The 16157-nt window shown below is 72.6% G+C and carries 16 protein-coding genes and 1 riboswitch; of the genes, 11 read left to right on the forward strand and 5 right to left on the reverse strand.

What is annotated here, in order from left to right:
* Window positions 1-233: 233 nt before the first annotated feature.
* Entirely contained in the window at window positions 234-1025 is a 792-nt protein-coding gene (locus ACSSS0_RS09935) for a hypothetical protein (RefSeq protein ID WP_487231013.1), read from the forward strand.
* Between the two features lie 97 nt (window positions 1026-1122).
* Here the strand turns inward: ACSSS0_RS09935 and ACSSS0_RS09940 are convergent, their stop codons facing one another.
* Both ACSSS0_RS09940 and ACSSS0_RS09945 read right to left on the reverse strand, forming a co-directional pair.
* Window positions 1123-2223 (reverse strand): hypothetical protein, encoded by a 1101-nt coding sequence (locus tag ACSSS0_RS09940; RefSeq protein WP_487231014.1) that lies wholly within the window; start codon window positions 2221-2223, stop codon window positions 1123-1125.
* Between the two features lies 1 nt (window position 2224).
* Window positions 2225-2605 carry a hypothetical protein gene (locus ACSSS0_RS09945; protein WP_435984151.1) on the reverse strand — a complete coding sequence of 127 codons (381 nt, stop codon included), beginning with the start codon at window positions 2603-2605 and terminating at the stop codon, window positions 2225-2227.
* Window positions 2606-2806: 201 nt separating this feature from the next.
* On the opposite strand from ACSSS0_RS09945, the gene ACSSS0_RS09950 reads away from it, so the two are divergent.
* Both ACSSS0_RS09950 and ACSSS0_RS09955 read left to right on the forward strand, forming a co-directional pair.
* Window positions 2807-3553: a hypothetical protein gene (locus tag ACSSS0_RS09950; protein ID WP_487231015.1), complete on the forward strand. Its 747-nt coding sequence runs from the start codon at window positions 2807-2809 to the stop codon at window positions 3551-3553.
* 121 nt (window positions 3554-3674) lie between these two features.
* Window positions 3675-5219 carry a S8 family peptidase gene (locus tag ACSSS0_RS09955; RefSeq protein ID WP_487231016.1) on the forward strand — a complete coding sequence of 515 codons (1545 nt, stop codon included), beginning with the start codon at window positions 3675-3677 and terminating at the stop codon, window positions 5217-5219.
* 147 nt (window positions 5220-5366) lie between these two features.
* Here ACSSS0_RS09955 and ACSSS0_RS09960 read toward each other — a convergent pair whose 3' ends face one another.
* Window positions 5367-6671, reverse strand: coding sequence for an MFS transporter (locus ACSSS0_RS09960; protein ID WP_487231017.1), 1305 nt, complete (start codon window positions 6669-6671; stop codon window positions 5367-5369).
* Window positions 6672-6755: 84 nt separating this feature from the next.
* On the opposite strand from ACSSS0_RS09960, the gene ACSSS0_RS09965 reads away from it, so the two are divergent.
* The 4 genes from ACSSS0_RS09965 to ACSSS0_RS09980 all read left to right on the forward strand — a co-directional run bounded on the left by ACSSS0_RS09965 (window position 6756) and on the right by ACSSS0_RS09980 (window position 10282).
* Window positions 6756-7754, forward strand: coding sequence for a pirin family protein (locus ACSSS0_RS09965; RefSeq protein WP_487231018.1), 999 nt, complete (start codon window positions 6756-6758; stop codon window positions 7752-7754).
* Between the two features lie 80 nt (window positions 7755-7834).
* Entirely contained in the window at window positions 7835-8851 is a 1017-nt protein-coding gene (locus tag ACSSS0_RS09970; protein ID WP_487231019.1) for a zinc-dependent alcohol dehydrogenase family protein, read from the forward strand.
* Window positions 8852-9034: 183 nt separating this feature from the next.
* The gene (locus ACSSS0_RS09975; protein WP_487231020.1) at window positions 9035-9709 is read left to right on the forward strand and encodes an alpha/beta hydrolase; all 675 of its coding nucleotides are present in this window, start codon (window positions 9035-9037) and stop codon (window positions 9707-9709) included.
* Between the two features lie 198 nt (window positions 9710-9907).
* On the forward strand, window positions 9908-10282 hold the full coding sequence (locus ACSSS0_RS09980; protein WP_435984144.1) for an iron chaperone: 375 nt from the start codon (window positions 9908-9910) through the stop codon (window positions 10280-10282).
* A 16-nt stretch (window positions 10283-10298) separates the two neighbouring features.
* On the opposite strand, the gene ACSSS0_RS09985 is transcribed toward ACSSS0_RS09980, so the two are convergent.
* Window positions 10299-10694 carry a VOC family protein gene (locus ACSSS0_RS09985; RefSeq protein ID WP_487231021.1) on the reverse strand — a complete coding sequence of 132 codons (396 nt, stop codon included), beginning with the start codon at window positions 10692-10694 and terminating at the stop codon, window positions 10299-10301.
* Window positions 10695-10918: 224 nt separating this feature from the next.
* Here ACSSS0_RS09985 and ACSSS0_RS09990 point away from each other — a divergent pair, with 224 nt between their 5' ends.
* The 4 genes from ACSSS0_RS09990 (at window position 10919) to ACSSS0_RS10005 (ending at window position 15249) form a co-directional block, all read left to right on the forward strand.
* Entirely contained in the window at window positions 10919-11698 is a 780-nt protein-coding gene (locus tag ACSSS0_RS09990; protein WP_487231022.1) for a hypothetical protein, read from the forward strand.
* Between the two features lie 17 nt (window positions 11699-11715).
* Window positions 11716-12516: a sortase domain-containing protein gene (locus tag ACSSS0_RS09995; RefSeq protein ID WP_487231023.1), complete on the forward strand. Its 801-nt coding sequence runs from the start codon at window positions 11716-11718 to the stop codon at window positions 12514-12516.
* 295 nt (window positions 12517-12811) lie between these two features.
* Window positions 12812-13001, forward strand: a riboswitch (cyclic di-AMP (ydaO/yuaA leader).
* Between the two features lie 4 nt (window positions 13002-13005).
* Window positions 13006-13884, forward strand: coding sequence for a CHAP domain-containing protein (locus ACSSS0_RS10000; RefSeq protein WP_435984140.1), 879 nt, complete (start codon window positions 13006-13008; stop codon window positions 13882-13884).
* Between the two features lie 294 nt (window positions 13885-14178).
* On the forward strand, window positions 14179-15249 hold the full coding sequence (locus ACSSS0_RS10005) for an alkene reductase (protein WP_487231024.1): 1071 nt from the start codon (window positions 14179-14181) through the stop codon (window positions 15247-15249).
* Window positions 15250-15347: 98 nt separating this feature from the next.
* Here the strand turns inward: ACSSS0_RS10005 and ACSSS0_RS10010 are convergent, their stop codons facing one another.
* Window positions 15348-15923 carry a GNAT family N-acetyltransferase gene (locus ACSSS0_RS10010; protein WP_487231025.1) on the reverse strand — a complete coding sequence of 192 codons (576 nt, stop codon included), beginning with the start codon at window positions 15921-15923 and terminating at the stop codon, window positions 15348-15350.
* Between the last annotated feature and the right edge of the window lie 234 nt (window positions 15924-16157).

The raw sequence follows: 16157 nt of genomic DNA on the forward strand, positions 1-16157 counted from the left end.
ATCAGGGATGCAGCATCACCCCGTGGCCACCAGTCGGGCAGGCCTCCGGTGACGCCGGACAACGACCATTCCGCCCTATTCGACCAGATGACAAGGGGTTTCGGGTCAGGTACGCACGGGTAGCGGGTTATCGTGCAACCGAGGTCGCAAGTGCCGGTGGGGGCCGGGGCATCCGCGCGACCGGCTGGCGAGTGGGGGATGGGATGGGGCAGCAGCCGCAGACACGACGGCAGATGAAGGAGCAGGAGCGGGGTCGACGGGGGATCCTGCCCGTCCTCATCGGGGTGGTCGCCGTCGCCGTGCTGGGCGCGGCCGTGTGGTTCGGGAAAGGACTGTTCACCTCGGCCGAGCCGAGCGGCTCCCCGAGCGCGATCCCGGGCGTCGCGGCACCGCTGACGACGACACCGGACCCGACGACATCCGCCACCTCGACGCCCACCTCGACGCCCACACCCTCGGAGACCGCGACGGGGACGGCGACCGAGACGCCGGAGCCCGACCCGATGGTCCAGGCCGTCGCGTCGTGCCGCGCCAAGTGGGGTCTGCAGTCAGCCGCGCGCGCCGACGCCTATCGCTCGCTCTCCCAGTGGGACCGCCACCTCAAAATCATGAACGACCTCCAGGCCGGGAAGCTGACGCTGGCCCAGGCGAAGGCGGCATGGCCCGCGACGACGGAGAAGGCCGCCGACAACATCGTCGCCTTCCGCGCCGCCGACAAGGCCCTGGCCGCCTCGAAGGACGCGTGTGCCGTCGACGCCGGGGCCACGGGTGCGCAGGCCGAGGCGGTCCGCAGCTGCGCGGCCTCGATGAAGACCGTGGACGGCGTGCTGGCGCAGGCCCGCGTGGCCGTCGCCCCGTGGGAGACCCACCTCAAGGACCAGTCGCACTTCAAGGCCGGCGGGATGACCCCGGCCGCGGCCGAGGCCGCGTGGCGAGCGCTGTGGCAGAAGGGGCTGGCAACCCTGCCCGGCTACCTGGCCGTGGCCCCCAAGGGCCAGTCGGCCGCCTGCACCCTCCCCGCCTGACCCCACCCGTCGAGAGGCCACGACGTGGCGCCTCTCACCCGTCGAGAGGCCACGACCTGCCGCCCCTCGACGTGGTGCCGGGACGACGAGGCCGGCGTCAGGCGTGGCCGGTCTCCAGGAGGTCGTCGAGCTGTTCGTCGCCGAGCGCGTCCACGCACACGCGCACGATGTCCATGACGTCGGCGTCGGGAGCCACGGCCACGAGGTCGTGCGCCGGCCCGTCGAACTGCATCGGCCGGGCCGCCGAACCGAGCAGCAGCGGCAGCGGGTCGGCGAGAGCCGGGCGCAGCGTGACGGCCTCGCGGCTCAGGCTGCCGACGTAGATGGGCTCGAGCCCGTCGCCGTCCTCGGTCGGTCGCACGATGACGAGGTGGATGTCGTCGGCCGCGACGGCGATGCTGATCGCCCGGCGGGCAGCGGCCAGCGCGAACGAGGCGAGCCCACCGAGGTAGAGCGCGTTGCGCTCGGAGCGGGTGCGGCGGCGCAGCATCCGGCGGCCGCTCGACGAGACCCCGGGTCCGCGCTCGGCGACGATGTCGAGCGAGCTGTAGCGGGCCACGATCGTGACGTAGCCGCGCGAGGTCTCGGCGTCCCAGCCGGCGTCGACGCACGTGCAGCCGCACTCGGCCGCGGCGAAGTCGGCGTCGAGCTCGGCGATGACCGCGCAGCGCTCGTGCCCGGCGAGGTCGTTCCACTGGTCGTCGAGGGCGGCGGCGCGGTGCTGGGCGATGACGACGTGGGCGAGGTCGAGGGTGCGGCTGAAGCCGTCCGCCTCGGTCTCGGCGATCGCCTTGGCCTTGGCTCGGGCGGCGCGCTTGAAGACCGACACCTGCGGCAGCGCGGCGTGGAAGGCCTTGCGCTCGAGCAGGCTCCGCTCCTTGGCGGGGATCGCGGCGGCCTCGGGCGGCTCGGGCCGGCGGCGCGGCGGGTGGTTCTCGAGGTGCAGCGCGACGAGCGCCTCCTCGATCGACCGCAACGCGTTGAGGTCGCCGGACTCCTGGGCCTGACGTGACCGCCCCTCGAGCTCGGCGAGGCTCGGGGCCTCGTTGCCGCCGCGGTCGGAGACGGCCGAGGCATCGGTGCGCACGCCGACGCCGGTGCCGACGCGGGTGCCCGCGGTCTCGTCGAGGAGCGCCCGCAGTCCGGACGTCGACGAGCTGAGCCGCACCTCCGGTGCGACCCTGAGCAGGAGGTCCACCTCAGATGTCCAGCCGGCCTGCAGACGTCAGGAGACCGTCGAGCTCCCACGCACTGTCGGCACCGGCGCGCGTCGCGACCGGCTCGACGGCGCGACCGGGCGACGTGGCCACCTCCAGGGCGTCGGTCGAGGCGCGGGCGCGCAGACCGGCGAGCCAGCTCCCACGGTCGGTGCCGTAGGTGGCGGCGGTCGTGCGGGGCGGCGTGCCGAAGCGCGGCGTGCCGGCCTCCCGCACGTCACCCGCCGCCCGCTGCTCGACGACCCAGAAGGTCCAGCCGCGCGGCGGCGTCGGCCAGCTGGGGTCCGGCATCCACTCGTCACCGGGAGCCCACGACGACGACGGAACCGGCCATCCCGGAGGAGCGTTGAAGCGCACCGACATGTCTACCCCTTTGACCAGAGCCTTGACGGGGCCGACCCTGACCTCGGCCCCACATCCGCACGGTACGACCCAAAGAGGGTCAAAGTCTCCGAAATGGGCAAAATGCCCCACGCGTCCACCCCGCTCTCTCAGGGGCCGTTCGGGGGCGGGTCGGGGTCGACCCCGATGGGCACCGTCATCGCCGACGGCCACGCTGGAGCCATGACGACGAGCACGCTCTCACCGGCCCGCGCCGCCGGCTCCCCGAGAGCCCACACCGCACCGGCCGCGTATGCCGTCACGCCCCCGTCGACGCGCACCGCGCCTCCCACGCCCGCCACCGCGCCGGCTGCGCCGGCGCCCGAGTGGGTGCGCACGCGTACGACCCCCCTTGCGGGCGGCCGGGAGGCGACGGACCGGGTGCCCCTGCTGGCGCTGGTCGCGCCGCTCCTGCTCTTCACCCACGGCATCGTCGACTGGGTCGACGGACTCGACTCCCTCGACGGGCTCCGCGGTCTCGGGGGGCTCGGCGGGGTCGCCGCCGCCCGCGACCAGGGCGCCCTGTCGGTGGCCGCCGGTGTGCTCCTCGTCCTGTCGGTCGCCGGCTTCGCGTGGCTGACGGTCAGCCTCGGCGCCCGCCTGCGCCACCTCCCGCTCGCGGTGCCCACGGCGCTGCTCGCGGCGTTCGGTGCCGGCGCGACGGCCAGCGTCTGGATCGGTCACGTCACGGGGCTGCTCGGCGACGCCGTCCCGGCGGCACTGTCGTCGGGCGGCGGCGTGCTCACGGCTGTCGCCCTGGCGCTGGTGCTCGTGGCCCTCGCCGTCGAAGGGCACCTGCCGGTCGGTTCGCTCGCGCTCGCGGCCGTCTCCGTCGCGGTCATGCTCCTGCCCTGGGGCCTGGTCCCGCTCGCCTCGCTCGTGCTCCTCATCGCGCTCGCCCCGCTCACCCGCCCTGCCGAGACGAGCTGAAGCCGGCACCGCCGCGCGCGTGCCAATCTCAGCGCGCGCACCCGTGAGTTCGGTCCGAGGATGTGGGGACGCGCCCGATCCGGGCGCCGGCACCGTCCCTCACACCACGGGAGCTCACCACATGCGACACCCCAGCCTGACCAGACGCGGCGTCGTCGCCGTCGCGTCGCTCGCCCTCGCCTCGACCGCAGCGATCGGTGGCGTCGCCGTCGCCTCGACCGACGCGACCACCGCCGAGCCCGTCTCGACGCCCGTCACCATCAGCACCCCGGACGGCCGGCTCATGAGCTACGTCGTCAACGCCCGCATCGCCAACCCCGGCCAGACGCGTCTCGTCGAGACCGCGGTCAGGGCCGCGGGCGGCGTCGTCGTCCAGTCGTGGCCGCAGATCGGCGTCGTCATCGCGCACTCGAAGGTGTCGACCTTCCGCGCCGACGTCGTCGCGAAGGGTGGCAACGCCGTCGACTCGGTCGGCGCGACCCGCACCGTCGCCGTCTCCGAGGGCACGCCCGAGGTCGCGGGGGCGTCCTGGGGCCGCGGCGCGTCCGGCTACAAGCAGGGTGCGAAGAAGGCCGTCAACGGTGACCTCGAGTCCGACGCGACGCCCGCCGAGGCCACCGACCCGCGCGAGACCGAGCAGTGGGACCTGCGGATGATCAAGGCCGACCAGGCCCACGCGATCACCGACGGCTCCCGCGACGTCCTCGTCGGCGTCCTCGACAGCGGCATCGACCCCGACCACCCCGACCTCGCCGCCAACATCGACGTCGCCGACTCGGTCAACTGCACGGACGCCGGTCGGCCCGACCTGTCGGCGACCGGCTGGTACCCGACGACGAGCGACCACGGCACCCACGTGGCCGGCACGATCGCCGCGGCCCGCAACGGCGTCGGCATCGTCGGCGTCGCCCCGAACGTCCGGATGGCCGCGGTCAAGGTCGTCAACGACGCCGGTTTCATCTACCCGGAGTACGCCGTGTGCGGCTTCATCTGGGCGGGCCTCAAGCACATGGACGTGACGAACAACAGCTACTACGTCGACCCGTTCGAGTTCTACTGCGAGGACCAGCCCGACCAGTACGCCGCCAAGGAGGCCGTGCGTCGCGCGGTGACGTGGTCGACGGACCGGGGTGTCGTGCACGCCGCCGCGGCCGGCAACTCGGCTCGTGACCTGTCGGACAAGTCGTCGTTCAAGGACACGACGAGCCCGGACGACCAGCCCGCGTCGGGCTTCGTGAGCCGCACGCTCAACAGCGGGTGCGAGGACATCCCGACCGAGCTCGACGGCGTCGTGACGGTGAGCTCGATGCAGCGCTTCCCGACCGGCACGATGGACAGCCGCCTGTCGTCGTTCAGCAACCGGGGCCTCGGCAAGATCGACGTCGCCGCCCCCGGCTCGTCGATCCTCTCGACGGTCGTCGCCAACAACGGCTACGGCACGAAGAGCGGCACGTCGATGGCGTCCCCACACGTGGCCGGCGTGCTCGCCCTCATGAAGTCGGTCCACCCGACGTGGACGCCCGCGCAGATGATCGACAGGCTGCGCGCACAGGCCGACGACAAGGCGTGCGGCACGACCACCGCCGGCCCGACGTGTGTCGGCCCGGTCGAGGACAACAGCTTCTTCGGTGAGGGTGTCGTCGACGCCCTCGACGCCGTCAGCTGACCCACCCCGCGCCCCAGTTCACCGTCGAGTGGCCCCGTCGTCCCGTGACGACGGGGCCACTCGACGGTGGAGGGGTGTCACGGCATGTGACGACGGGGCCACTCGATGGTGAAAGGGGGCCTCCCCCTTGCTCGAGTGGCCCCGTCGTCACACGGGTCGGGTGTGGAGCGAGCGGACGGTGCGGGCGAGCAGGAGGAGCGCGACGAGCTGGCTCACCGCGACGACGCCGACCAGCACGGGCAGCGACCGGTCGTAGAGCCACCCGGCCACGAGCCCACCGACGATCGCGAACGCCCCCTGCACCCCCGCGAAGACCCCGTATGCCGTCGCGCGGCGAGGCGCCTCCACGACCTCCGCGACGAGCGCCTTGACCGTCGAGTCCTGCACGCCGTAGGCCAGGCCCCAGACGGCGACCCCGACGAGGGAGAGGACGACGGAGCCCGACAGCGCGAGCGGGGGGACGAGCGCGACGAGCACCGGCACGGCATACAGCACGGCGCCGCCGCGCCGGTCGTAGACGAGCCCCACCCCGAGGGCGGCGAGCGCCTCGACGCCCATGGCGCCGGCATACACGACCGGGACGGTGGCGACGGGGACGAGCCCCTCGACGGTGAGGTGGTAGCCGATGATCCCGAACGTCACGAGGCCCCCGGTCATGAGGCCGGCGGCGAGCGCGTAGCCGAAGAACTCGCGCGGCAGTCCCGAACCAAGGGCGTCGGCGAACCACCCACGCAGCCCGCGAAGGGAACCGCCGCCACCCGGAACTGCCTCTGCTGCAGGGCTGCCCACCGTCTCGACGTCGTAGACCGATGGGTCGGGCACCCGGTAGCGGATGACGGCGAGGAGCAGCATCGCGGCCGCACCGGGGATCGCGAGGACCGCCATGCTCGGCCAGATCGCGCCGGTCGCTGCGACGACGCCCGCGACGAGGAGTGGCCCGGCGAACGCCCCGACCTGGTCGAGCGCCTTGTGGACGCCGAAGCCCCGCCCTCGGCCGACCGCCGACGCGACGTGCGCGAGCAGCGCGGACTTCGACGGGCTCCGTACCGCCTTGCCGGAGCGCTCGAGGAGGATGAGGACGGCTGCGAGCGCGAGCCCGGCGCCGCCGACGAAGGGCGTCACGGCGAGGAGCGGCACGCAGACGGCGGTGAGGCCGTAGCCGACGATCGTCAGCCCCCAGTAGCGGCCGGTCCGGTCGGCGAGCGGCCCGAAGACGAGGCGCAGCACGAGCGCCATCGCTTCGCCGGCACCGGTGACGAGCCCGACGACGAGCGCCGTCGCGCCGAGCGAGGCGAGGAGCGGGCCGTACATCGACCGCGCGCCCTCGTAGACCATGTCGGCGGCGACGCTGACGAAGCCGAACCACCACACGACCCGCCACGCCGACCAGCGGCCACGGTCGGATCCGGAGCCTGCCCCGGCGGTGGGAGCGCTGGCAGCCGGGTCGGTCATGCGGGGCAACCTAGCAACCACACCTGCGACCGGACCTGCGACGAGACCTGCGACCAGACCTGCCCACGGGCCTAGCCTGAACGGGTGAGCAACCCGGACCGCCACCCCACCGAGGTCGTCTGCGGCGACGACCCGACCCCCTCGACCGCCGTCGTCCTGCCCTACCGGGAGGTGCCGCTCGGCGGCCCGCGCGCGATGCCGGTGCGCCGCAGCCTCCCGCAGCGCGAGCGCTCGCTCATCGGGGCGTGGTGCTTCGTCGACCACTACGGCCCCGACGACGTCTCGCAGACGGGCGGCATGGTCGTGCCCGGCCACCCGCACACCGGCCTGCAGACGGTGTCGTGGCTCTTCACCGGCGAGGTCGAGCACCGCGACACCACCGGCGCGCACGCGTTCGTCCGCCCCGGCGAGCTCAACATCATGACCGCGGGCTCGGGCATCGCCCACTCGGAGTACTCCACCCCCGACACGACGGTCCTCCACGGCGCGCAGCTGTGGGTCGCGCTCCCCGACGCCGACCGCGACACGCAGCCGGGCTTCGAGCACTACGCCCCACCGGTGACCGAGGTCGACGGCGCGCGGGTCCTCGTCTTCCTCGGCACCCTCTTCGGCCAGACCTCGCCGGTGACGATGTTCTCCGACCTCGTCGGCGCCGAGGTGACGCTCGCCGCCGGCGCCTCGCTCGACATCGAGGTCGACCCCACCCACGAGCACGGGCTGCTCTGCGACACGGGCCTGCTCACGGTCGGTGACGCCACCGCCAAGCCCGGCGAGATCGCCTTCCACGCCACGGGCGCCGGGCGCATCACGGTCGAGGCCGCCCCCGACGGGCACGCGCGCTTCCTCGTCCTCGGAGGCGCACCCTTCGGCGAGCAGATCGTCATGTGGTGGAACTTCATCGGCCGCAGCCACGACGAGGTGGTCGCCTTCCGCGAGGACTGGCAGCGCGAGCGCTCCCCGCGCGAGGAGGGGTCGTATGCCGCCGCGGCGCCCGACGCGCGCTACGGCACCTTCCCCGACGCCTGGGACCACACCCTCCCCGCTCCCGGCCTGCCCAACCTGCGCCTCCGCTCCCGCGGCTGACGAGCATCGAGACGACCACTCGAGTGGTCACTCGTGTACAGGGTTTGAGGTCGGGCCGCCGTCAGGAGAAGGATGGGCGCATGCGCGCGACGACGATCCATGCCCCCGGTGACATCCGCCTGACCGACGTCCCCGACCCGACGATCGAGGCCCCGACCGATGCCATCGTCCGTGTCGTGGCCGGCTGCATCTGCGGCTCGGACCTCTGGCCCTACCGCGGCGCCAACCCGATCACGCCCGGCTCGACGATCGGCCACGAGGCCGTCGGCGTCGTCGAGGAGGTCGGCGGCGACGTGCGCAACATCACGAAGGGTGACTTCGTCGTCATCCCCTTCGTCCACTGCGACAACACGTGCCCGCACTGCCGCGCCGGCATGACCTCGGTGTGCGACCACCAGGGCTGGACCGAGAGCGGCCAGGCCGAGCTCGTCCGCGTCAACCAGGCCGACGGCAGCCTCGTCGCGACCGACGGGATGCCCGACGACGCCATGCTCCCCTCGCTCCTCACCCTCGCCGACGTCATGGCGACCGGCTGGCACGCTGCCGTGTCCTCCCGCGTGCAGCCCGGGGGCACGGCCGTCGTCATCGGTGACGGCGCCGTCGGCCTCTGCGGCGTCATCGCCGCCAAGGAGCTCGGTGCCGAGCGCATCGTCGCGATGTCGCGTCACGAGCCGCGTCAGGCCCTCGCCCGCGAGTTCGGCGCGACCCACGTCATCGCTGAGCGCGACGACGCCGGCGTCGAGGCCGTCCTCGAGCTGACCGACGGCATCGGCGCCGACTCCGTGCTCGAGTGCGTCGGCACCGACCAGTCGATGAAGACCGCCTTCCGCATCGGCCGCCCCGGCTCGACCGTCGGCTTCGTCGGCGCCCCGCACGGCGTCGAGCTGCCCGTCCGGCAGATGTTCGTCCGCAACGTCGGCCTCGCCGGTGGCATGGCTCCCGTGCGCACCTACCTGCCCGACCTGCTGGACCGCGTCCTCGACGGCCGCATCGACCCCGGCAAGGTCTTCGACCTGACGCTCCCCCTCGACGACGTCGCCGAGGGCTACCGCGCCATGGACGAGCGCCGCGCCATCAAGGTCCTCCTGCGCCCCTGAACGACCCTGAGCGACCCTGAGCGACCCCGGACAACCCTGGACAGCGCTGGATGACGGCCTCCCGGCCGCACCGATCGGGTATGCCGTGAGGGCACCAAGCCGTTGACGCTCGCGCTCCGAAGACCGGTCGTGACCCGCGAACCCGAGCAGACGGCATACCCGGCTTCGACAGAGGAGCGAGACGTGACGCACGCCCGGCTCATCGACACGGCGGCTCCGAGCGCGCCCCGCGGCATCGTCCTCGTGCTCCACGGCGGCGCGGCCCGGCGCAAGCCGATGCGGGTCAGCCCCACCCAGCTGTCGGTGCTGCGGATGGTGCCGATCGCGAGCCGCATCGCACGTGCCGCCAAGGGCGAGCTCGCCGTGCTGCGCCTGCTCAACTCGACGCGCGGCTGGGACGCCCACCACACGCCGGTCGACGACGTGCGCTGGGCCCTGGGGCAGGTCGCCGACCGCTTCGGCCCCGACCTTCCGGTCTGCCTCGTCGGCCACTCGCTCGGCGGACGCGCGGCGCTCCTCGCCGCCGGTGAGGATCCCGTCGTCAGCGCCGTCGCGCTCAACCCGTGGGTCTACCCCACCGAAGGGCACCTCGACCTGAGCGGGCGCCGCATCCTCGTCGTCCACGGCGACGACGACCGCGTCGCCCGACCGACGAGCTCGGCGTCCGTGGCCCGCGACCTCGCCCGCACCGCGGAGGTCGGCTACGTCACCGTCGAGGGCGGCAAGCACGCGATGCTGCGACGCCACGAGGTCTTCGACGGCCTGGCCGCCGACTTCGCCGCCGCCACCCTCCTCGGCCGTCGGCCCGAGGGCGTCGTCGGTCGGGTCCTGGCCGGCGAGGCGTGGGTCGACGTCTGAGGCCCCGAAGTGTGAGCCCCAGACGTCCGCGCGCCGTCTCCCGCACGTCTTGCTGGGAAACCATCGCTCGGCCGACGTTTTGTAGTTTTGTGACCATTTGGTCACCAAATGCGTGCTTACTTTGCAGTCGTCCCCTTTGCCGAATACAGTCGAGGCACCCCCTCCAACGACCGGTCCGGAACTAGGTGAGGACCAGGATTGGCCCCGAGATTTGCGTCAGTCGATGACTACATCGCCTCCTACCCCGAGGAGACGCGAACTCAGCTTGCGGGGGTCCGCCGCACGATCCGCGAGGTAGCCCCGCACGCCGGCGAGAAGATCAGCTACGGCATGGCGACGTTCACCGTCGACGGCAAGCCGCTCATCTACTACGCCGGCTGGAAGAACCACGTCGGCCTCTACCCCGTCCCGACGGGCGACGCGAAGTTCGAGGAGGCGATCAGCCCCTACCGGCGCGCCAAGGACACCGTGCGTTTCCCGATCAGCCGGCCGGTCCCGCTCGAGCTCGTCTCCGAGATCACCGAGCTGTGCCTCAAGCGCCGCGCCGCCGTCACCGAGGGCCACGACGCCTGAGGCGCCCTCGGACCTATCAGCCGGGGCCGGGCGCCTCCATGACGGAGAGCACGTTGCCGGCCGGGTCGGTGAACCACGCGATGAGCGGCCCGCCCCCGCGGAAGATCCCCTTGGGGTCGGTCTCCATCGGGGTACCGGCATACCGCTCGAAGACGATCCCCTTGGCCGTGAGGTCGTCGACCGCGGCCTCGATGTCGTCGACGGGGAAGTTGAGGATCGTGAACGACGCCGGCTCGTGGTCCGGCTTCGGATAGACGAGGGTCGGGCGGTCGCCACCCTCGCCCGCGAGGTGGAGCGTCAGCATGCCGTTCTCCTCGGTGACGCGCAGGCCGAGGGCGTCGGCGTAGAACGCCCGGGCCGCGGGGATGTCGTCGACGGAGAAGCCGCTGAAGGCGTGGGAGTCCTGAAGCACGGTGGGTCCTTCCATGGCCTGTGCGCGGGCGCGGTGCGCGCCCGACCCCTCCAGTGAAGACCCGTCGGGCCCGCCACGGGCCGAGCCGGCCGAAGAAAATTCGGTGGAACCCCAATCCAGCCGGCCCTCGGCGGCGAACCCCCGCCCGGAGACGGTCGACGACGACCCCCCGTCCGAAGCAGAGAAGGATGGACGGTTTGTCTCCTCGTCAAGGAGGAACACAGATGCGCACCACCACCACTCGGATCGCCGGCGCCAGCCTCGCTGCAGCCGCCGCCATGGCCCTCAGCATCGGCCCGGCCTTCGCCGCGGACGCCTGGGTCAGCGCCAACCTCAAGCCCGTCGCCGGCAACGGTGTCGACGGCAGCGGCACCGCCATGGTCGAGGTCACCGGCAACAAGATCACCGTGACGATGGCCGCCAACGGCCTGCTCCCCGACAACCCGCACGCCGCGCACATCCACTTCGGCGCCGAGGCCCGCCACGAGTGCCCGATCCTGTCCGACGACAAGAACGGCGACGGCCACCTCAACACGACCGAGGGCGGCCCGGCCTACGGCGACATCGTCGTCTCGCTGACGAAGACCGGTGACACGAGCCCGAAGTCGGGCCTCGCCATCGACCGCTTCGACACCGCGCCCGGCGGCAAGCTGACCTACCAGCGCGGCAGCATCAAGGTCTCCAGCGACGTCGCCAAGGCGATCTCGGCCGGCGAGTCCGTCGTCGTCATCCACGGCGTCGACTACAACGAGGACGGCAAGTACTCCGGCGACACGAAGAGCGACCTCGACAAGTCGCTCCCGACCGAGGCCACCGACCCGGCCCTCTGTGGCGCGCTGCGCGTCGCCCCGGCCGGCGGCATGCACACCGGTGGTGGCCTGGCCGCCGACAGCCTCAAGAGCGGCGGCCAGAACGAGGCCCTCATGCTCGTGGGCGGCGGCGCCCTGCTCGCCGCAGCCGGAACCGGCACCTTCGCCGCCCGCCGCGCCCGGTCGCGCGCCTGATCGACGGGACCACCCCCATGACCGAGCGCACCCGGCTCCACGGCGCTGACCGCCCCACCCGTCGCTTCGGCGCGGGTGTGGCGGCGGCCCTGGCGGTCACGGCCATCCTGGTCGTCGTCGGGATCGTGGCGCTCGTCATGGGCCTCCGGGGCAACCCGGGGACGCCCGGCCCGCCGCCTCCCGCGGCGGGCGGGGCCGCCTCGGCCCCAGCGCCGGCGCGCCCGTCCGGCAGTCCCACGTCGAGTCCCACGTCGAGTCCCAGGTCGAGTCCGTCGGCGTCCCCCGGTCAGGGCGGGACACCGACATCCGGCAGGACGGCCGGCGGCGACGCGAAGGGCAGCGGCATCGGTGAGTTCCTCGAGGCGTCCGAGCCGACGTCGATCGAGATCCCCTCGATCGGGGTGCGGTCGTCGCACTTCGTGCCGCTGCGCATCCAGCGCGACGGGACGATCTCCGTGCCAGGCACGGCCCAGGAGGTCGGGATCTACGACGACGGCCCCACGCCGGGCCAGCTCGGTCCGTCGGTCCTCGCCGCGCACGTCGACACCCCGTCGGGGGTGCCGGGCATCTTCTACGAGCTCGGCAAGGTCAAGGCCGGCGACGTCGTCAAGGTCTCGCGTCGGGACGGCTCGCACCTGACCTTCACCGTCGACACGGTGGCGGCCTACAAGAAGTCACAGTTCCCGACCGAGCTCGTCTACAAGGGCGACTTCACCAAGGCCGAGATCCGCCTCGTGACGTGCGGCGGTCCCACCGACAGCCGCAACGAGTACCGCGACAACGTCGTCGTCTTCGGCCACCTGTCGGGCACCACCTGAGCCGCCGCGCGGCTCCACCAGCACCGACCCGAGGTTCGCCGGGGGGGGCCTCACCGAGGGACCCCGCGGCGTACCCGTGGGGGACTTGTCGGGCACCGCCCTGCGCTGTGATCCACGTCTCATCCAGCGGAAGGTAAAGCGTTGGTATAGACGGACACACCGGACATTCAAGGGTGATCGCCGCGCGTCGTCGTTACCGTGGCGTGACATTTGCCAGTCGCCTCGTCTAGTCTTCCGGGAGTCCGGCCACCTGGTCGGGCTCTCGTGAGGTGGACCGCCTAGTCCTGTCACCGCCTGACGAGAGAGATCAAACCTTGTGACGGGAGCGGAGGAACCACACGTTTCTCCGGGCGTCCGGCGCAACGACTTCGGACGTCCTTGGGGTGAAGACCGAACCGCCACGTGACCTCGTCACGAAGCGGGGGTGGCCCGGGCACCTTTCCGCCCGAACCCGACAGCTAACTTCGTAGGCGCGGAGAGGTAACACGCGTGAACACTGAGAACATCCGCGGTCGCCATCGTGCGCCAGGCCGCCACAACCCCCTCAACGAGCTCAAGCTCCTCGCCCGCGAGTCGGCCCAGCCGGCCATGAAGGCGGGCGCCGTCGTCGCCGCCACCGGTGGACTCGTCGCCACCTTCGCCAACCCGGCCAGCGCCGACACCCTCTCGCCCGCTCAGGGTGAGGTCGCGGCTGCTGCCGGCGTCGACGCCGCGGCCCCGGCCGCTGTCGGCCCGTCCACGGCCGCCGCCCCGGTCGCGTCGACCGCGCTCTCGAAGATCGGCTACGCGCCGGCCGTGCAGAAGGCCGTCGCCCAGCGCACGGCCAAGCCGGCCAAGCCGCAGGTCATCGAGGACGTCAAGGTCAAGACCGAGCGCGCTGCCGCCAAGGCCGCCGCCGAGCGCAAGGCCGCTGCCCAGCGCGCCTCGCGCGACCTGACCCGCAAGACGCTGACGACGAGCACCTCCTCGTCGAAGTCGAGCAGCAACGGCTCCGTCCCGAGCGCCTCCTCCGGCATGCGCGCCTCGTCCAACTGGGCCACCGACGGCCAGTGCACGTGGGGCGCCCTCAACAAGTGGTACCAGTCCGAGGGCTACTACCCCGGCGGCTGGACCGGCAACGCGATGGTCTGGGACACCGGCGCCGCCAACGCGGGCTACACCGTGAGCGGCACGCCGCGCACGCGCTCCATCCTCGTCATGGAGCCCGGCGTCCACGGCTCCTCGAGCGTCGGCCACGTCGCCTGGGTGACCGCGGTCAACGGCAACGAGGTGACGATCATCGAGATGAACGCCCTCGCCGGTGCGTACAACTACAACACGCGCACGCTGACCGACGGTCCCGGCATGAAGTACATCTACGCGCCGTGACCCACCGGGTCGTCGTCACGACGACCACCGCGGAGTTCTCCGCGAGGTGAGCGCGTACGAAGGGGAGGATGCCTGCGCATCCTCCCCTTCGGCATGCCCGGGACGACGCGGCCTACCCGCACCGGCCGGCCGGGCACCCGACGCCCGCGTGGGATCGGCCACACCCCCAACCCTGGACACCCGGGAATGATCGACCGCCTGCCCTCCTTGTCGCCTAGGTAGTTGAAGGCTCCACCGATCGTCGGTGGGCGCCACCAACCCACCGACAGTCCCCTAGACGTGAGGAGCAGGCCTGTGTCGACGGCCTTCGAGAGCATCCGCATCGGCCGCTGGGACCTCCCCCAGCGTTTCGTCATGGCACCGCTGACGCGCAACCGCGCGGGCGAGGGCCAGGCGCCGACCGAGCTCAACGCCGAGTACTACGGCCAGCGCGCGAGCGCCGGCCTCATCATCACCGAGGGCACCCAGCCGAGCGCCGTCGGCCAGGGCTACCTGGACACCCCCGGCATCCACTCGGACGAGCAGGTCGCCGGCTGGCGCCTCGTCGCCGACGCCGTCCACGCGGGTGGCGGCCACGTCGTCGTCCAGCTCATGCACGCCGGCCGCATCGCCCACCCCGACAACAAGGGCGGGCTCGAGAGCGTGGCGCCGAGCGCCATCGCCGCGCCCGGCGAGATCGTGACCCCGAAGGGTCAGCAGGCGTATGCCGTCCCGCGGGCCCTGACGACCGACGAGATCCCCGCGCTCGTGGCGGAGTTCGCGCACGCCGCGCGCCAGGCCGTCGCGGCCGGGCTGGACGGTGTCGAGGTCCACGCCGCGAACGGCTACCTGCCGCACCAGTTCCTCGCGCCGTCGAGCAACGAGCGCAGCGACGCCTACGGTGGCTCGCCCGAGAACCGCGCCCGCCTCACGGTCGAGATCACCAAGGCCGTCGCCGAGGCGATCGGCGCCGACCGCGTCGGCATCCGCATCTCGCCCTCGCACAACATCCAGGGCGTCCTCGAGGAGGACGAGGCCGAGACGGCCGCGACCTACGAGTCGCTCGTCGAGGGCATCGCGCCGCTCGGGCTCGCCTACCTCAGCATCCTCGGCGACCCGGAGTCCGACCTCGTCCGCGACCTGCGCAAGCGCTTCGACGGCCCGGTCATCCTCAACACCGGCTTCGGCAAGGTGACCGAGCTGGCCGACGTCGAGGACATCCTCGAGCGCGACCTCGGCGACCTCGTGGCCGTCGGGCGCGAGTTCCTCGCGAACCCCGACCTCGTCCGCCGCTGGCGCGAGGGTGCCGAGCTCAACGAGCCGAACTCCGACACCTTCTACGGTGGCGGCGCCGAGGGCTACACGGACTACCCCGCCCTCCCCTGAGGATCCCCGTACGGGAGTGACCACTCGAGCACCACACCCCCTCGAGTGGTCACTCCCGTACGCACCGAAACGACCACTCGACGTGGGGTTGCGCGAGGTCAGGTGGGGTCGGGTGGGTCCTGACCCTCCTGCGCCGACGGGAGGGGGTCGCCGAGGGGGCGCTGGACCCAGGTGACGTCGTGCGAGGAGCCGAACTTCCAGCCGATGTCGCGGTACGTGCCGACCGGCTCGAAGCCCATCGCCGCGTGCAGCCGGCCGCTCGCCTCGTTGGGCTGGGTCATCCCCGCGGCGGCCATCCGGTGGCCGCGGGCCGTGAGCCGCTCGAGCAGCGCCTCGTAGAGCCGGCGCCCGCCGCCGCGACCGCGGCGGTCGGCCGCGAGGTAGACCGACACCTCGCACGACCACCGGTACGCCGCGCGCTCCTTGAACGGACCGGCGTACGCGTAGCCGACGACCTCGCCCGCCTCCTCGAGCACGAGGAACGCGTGCCGCGCCTGCGCCTTGGCGATCCGGCGCTCCATCTCGGCGACGTCGGGCGGCTCGGTCTCGAAGGTGACCGTCGTCCCGGTGACGTAGGGCGCGTAGATCGCGGCGCACGCGGCTGCGTCGTCGGACCCGGCGTCACGCACGCGGGTCGGGGTGGGCGGTTCGAGCGGTTCGCGCAGGTCGGACATGCCGCGATGCTAGGGCGCCGGTGTGTCGGCCGCGTGAACCGCTCCCCGGCCCGCCACCGCTCGGCCACCCCGGCGCCATGCTGACTGCGATCCGCGCCCGTGTCCTCCCCGAGAACCAGCGTCGGACCTTCGAGGAGCTCACCTCGGACCTCGACCTCAACGAGGGCGACACCCTCTCCAAGCGGTCGGCCTTCTGGACGATGCTTTTCCTCGCGGCGTGCATCGCGAGCGCCG

Source organism: Terrabacter sp. R4-6 (assembly GCF_057529065.1).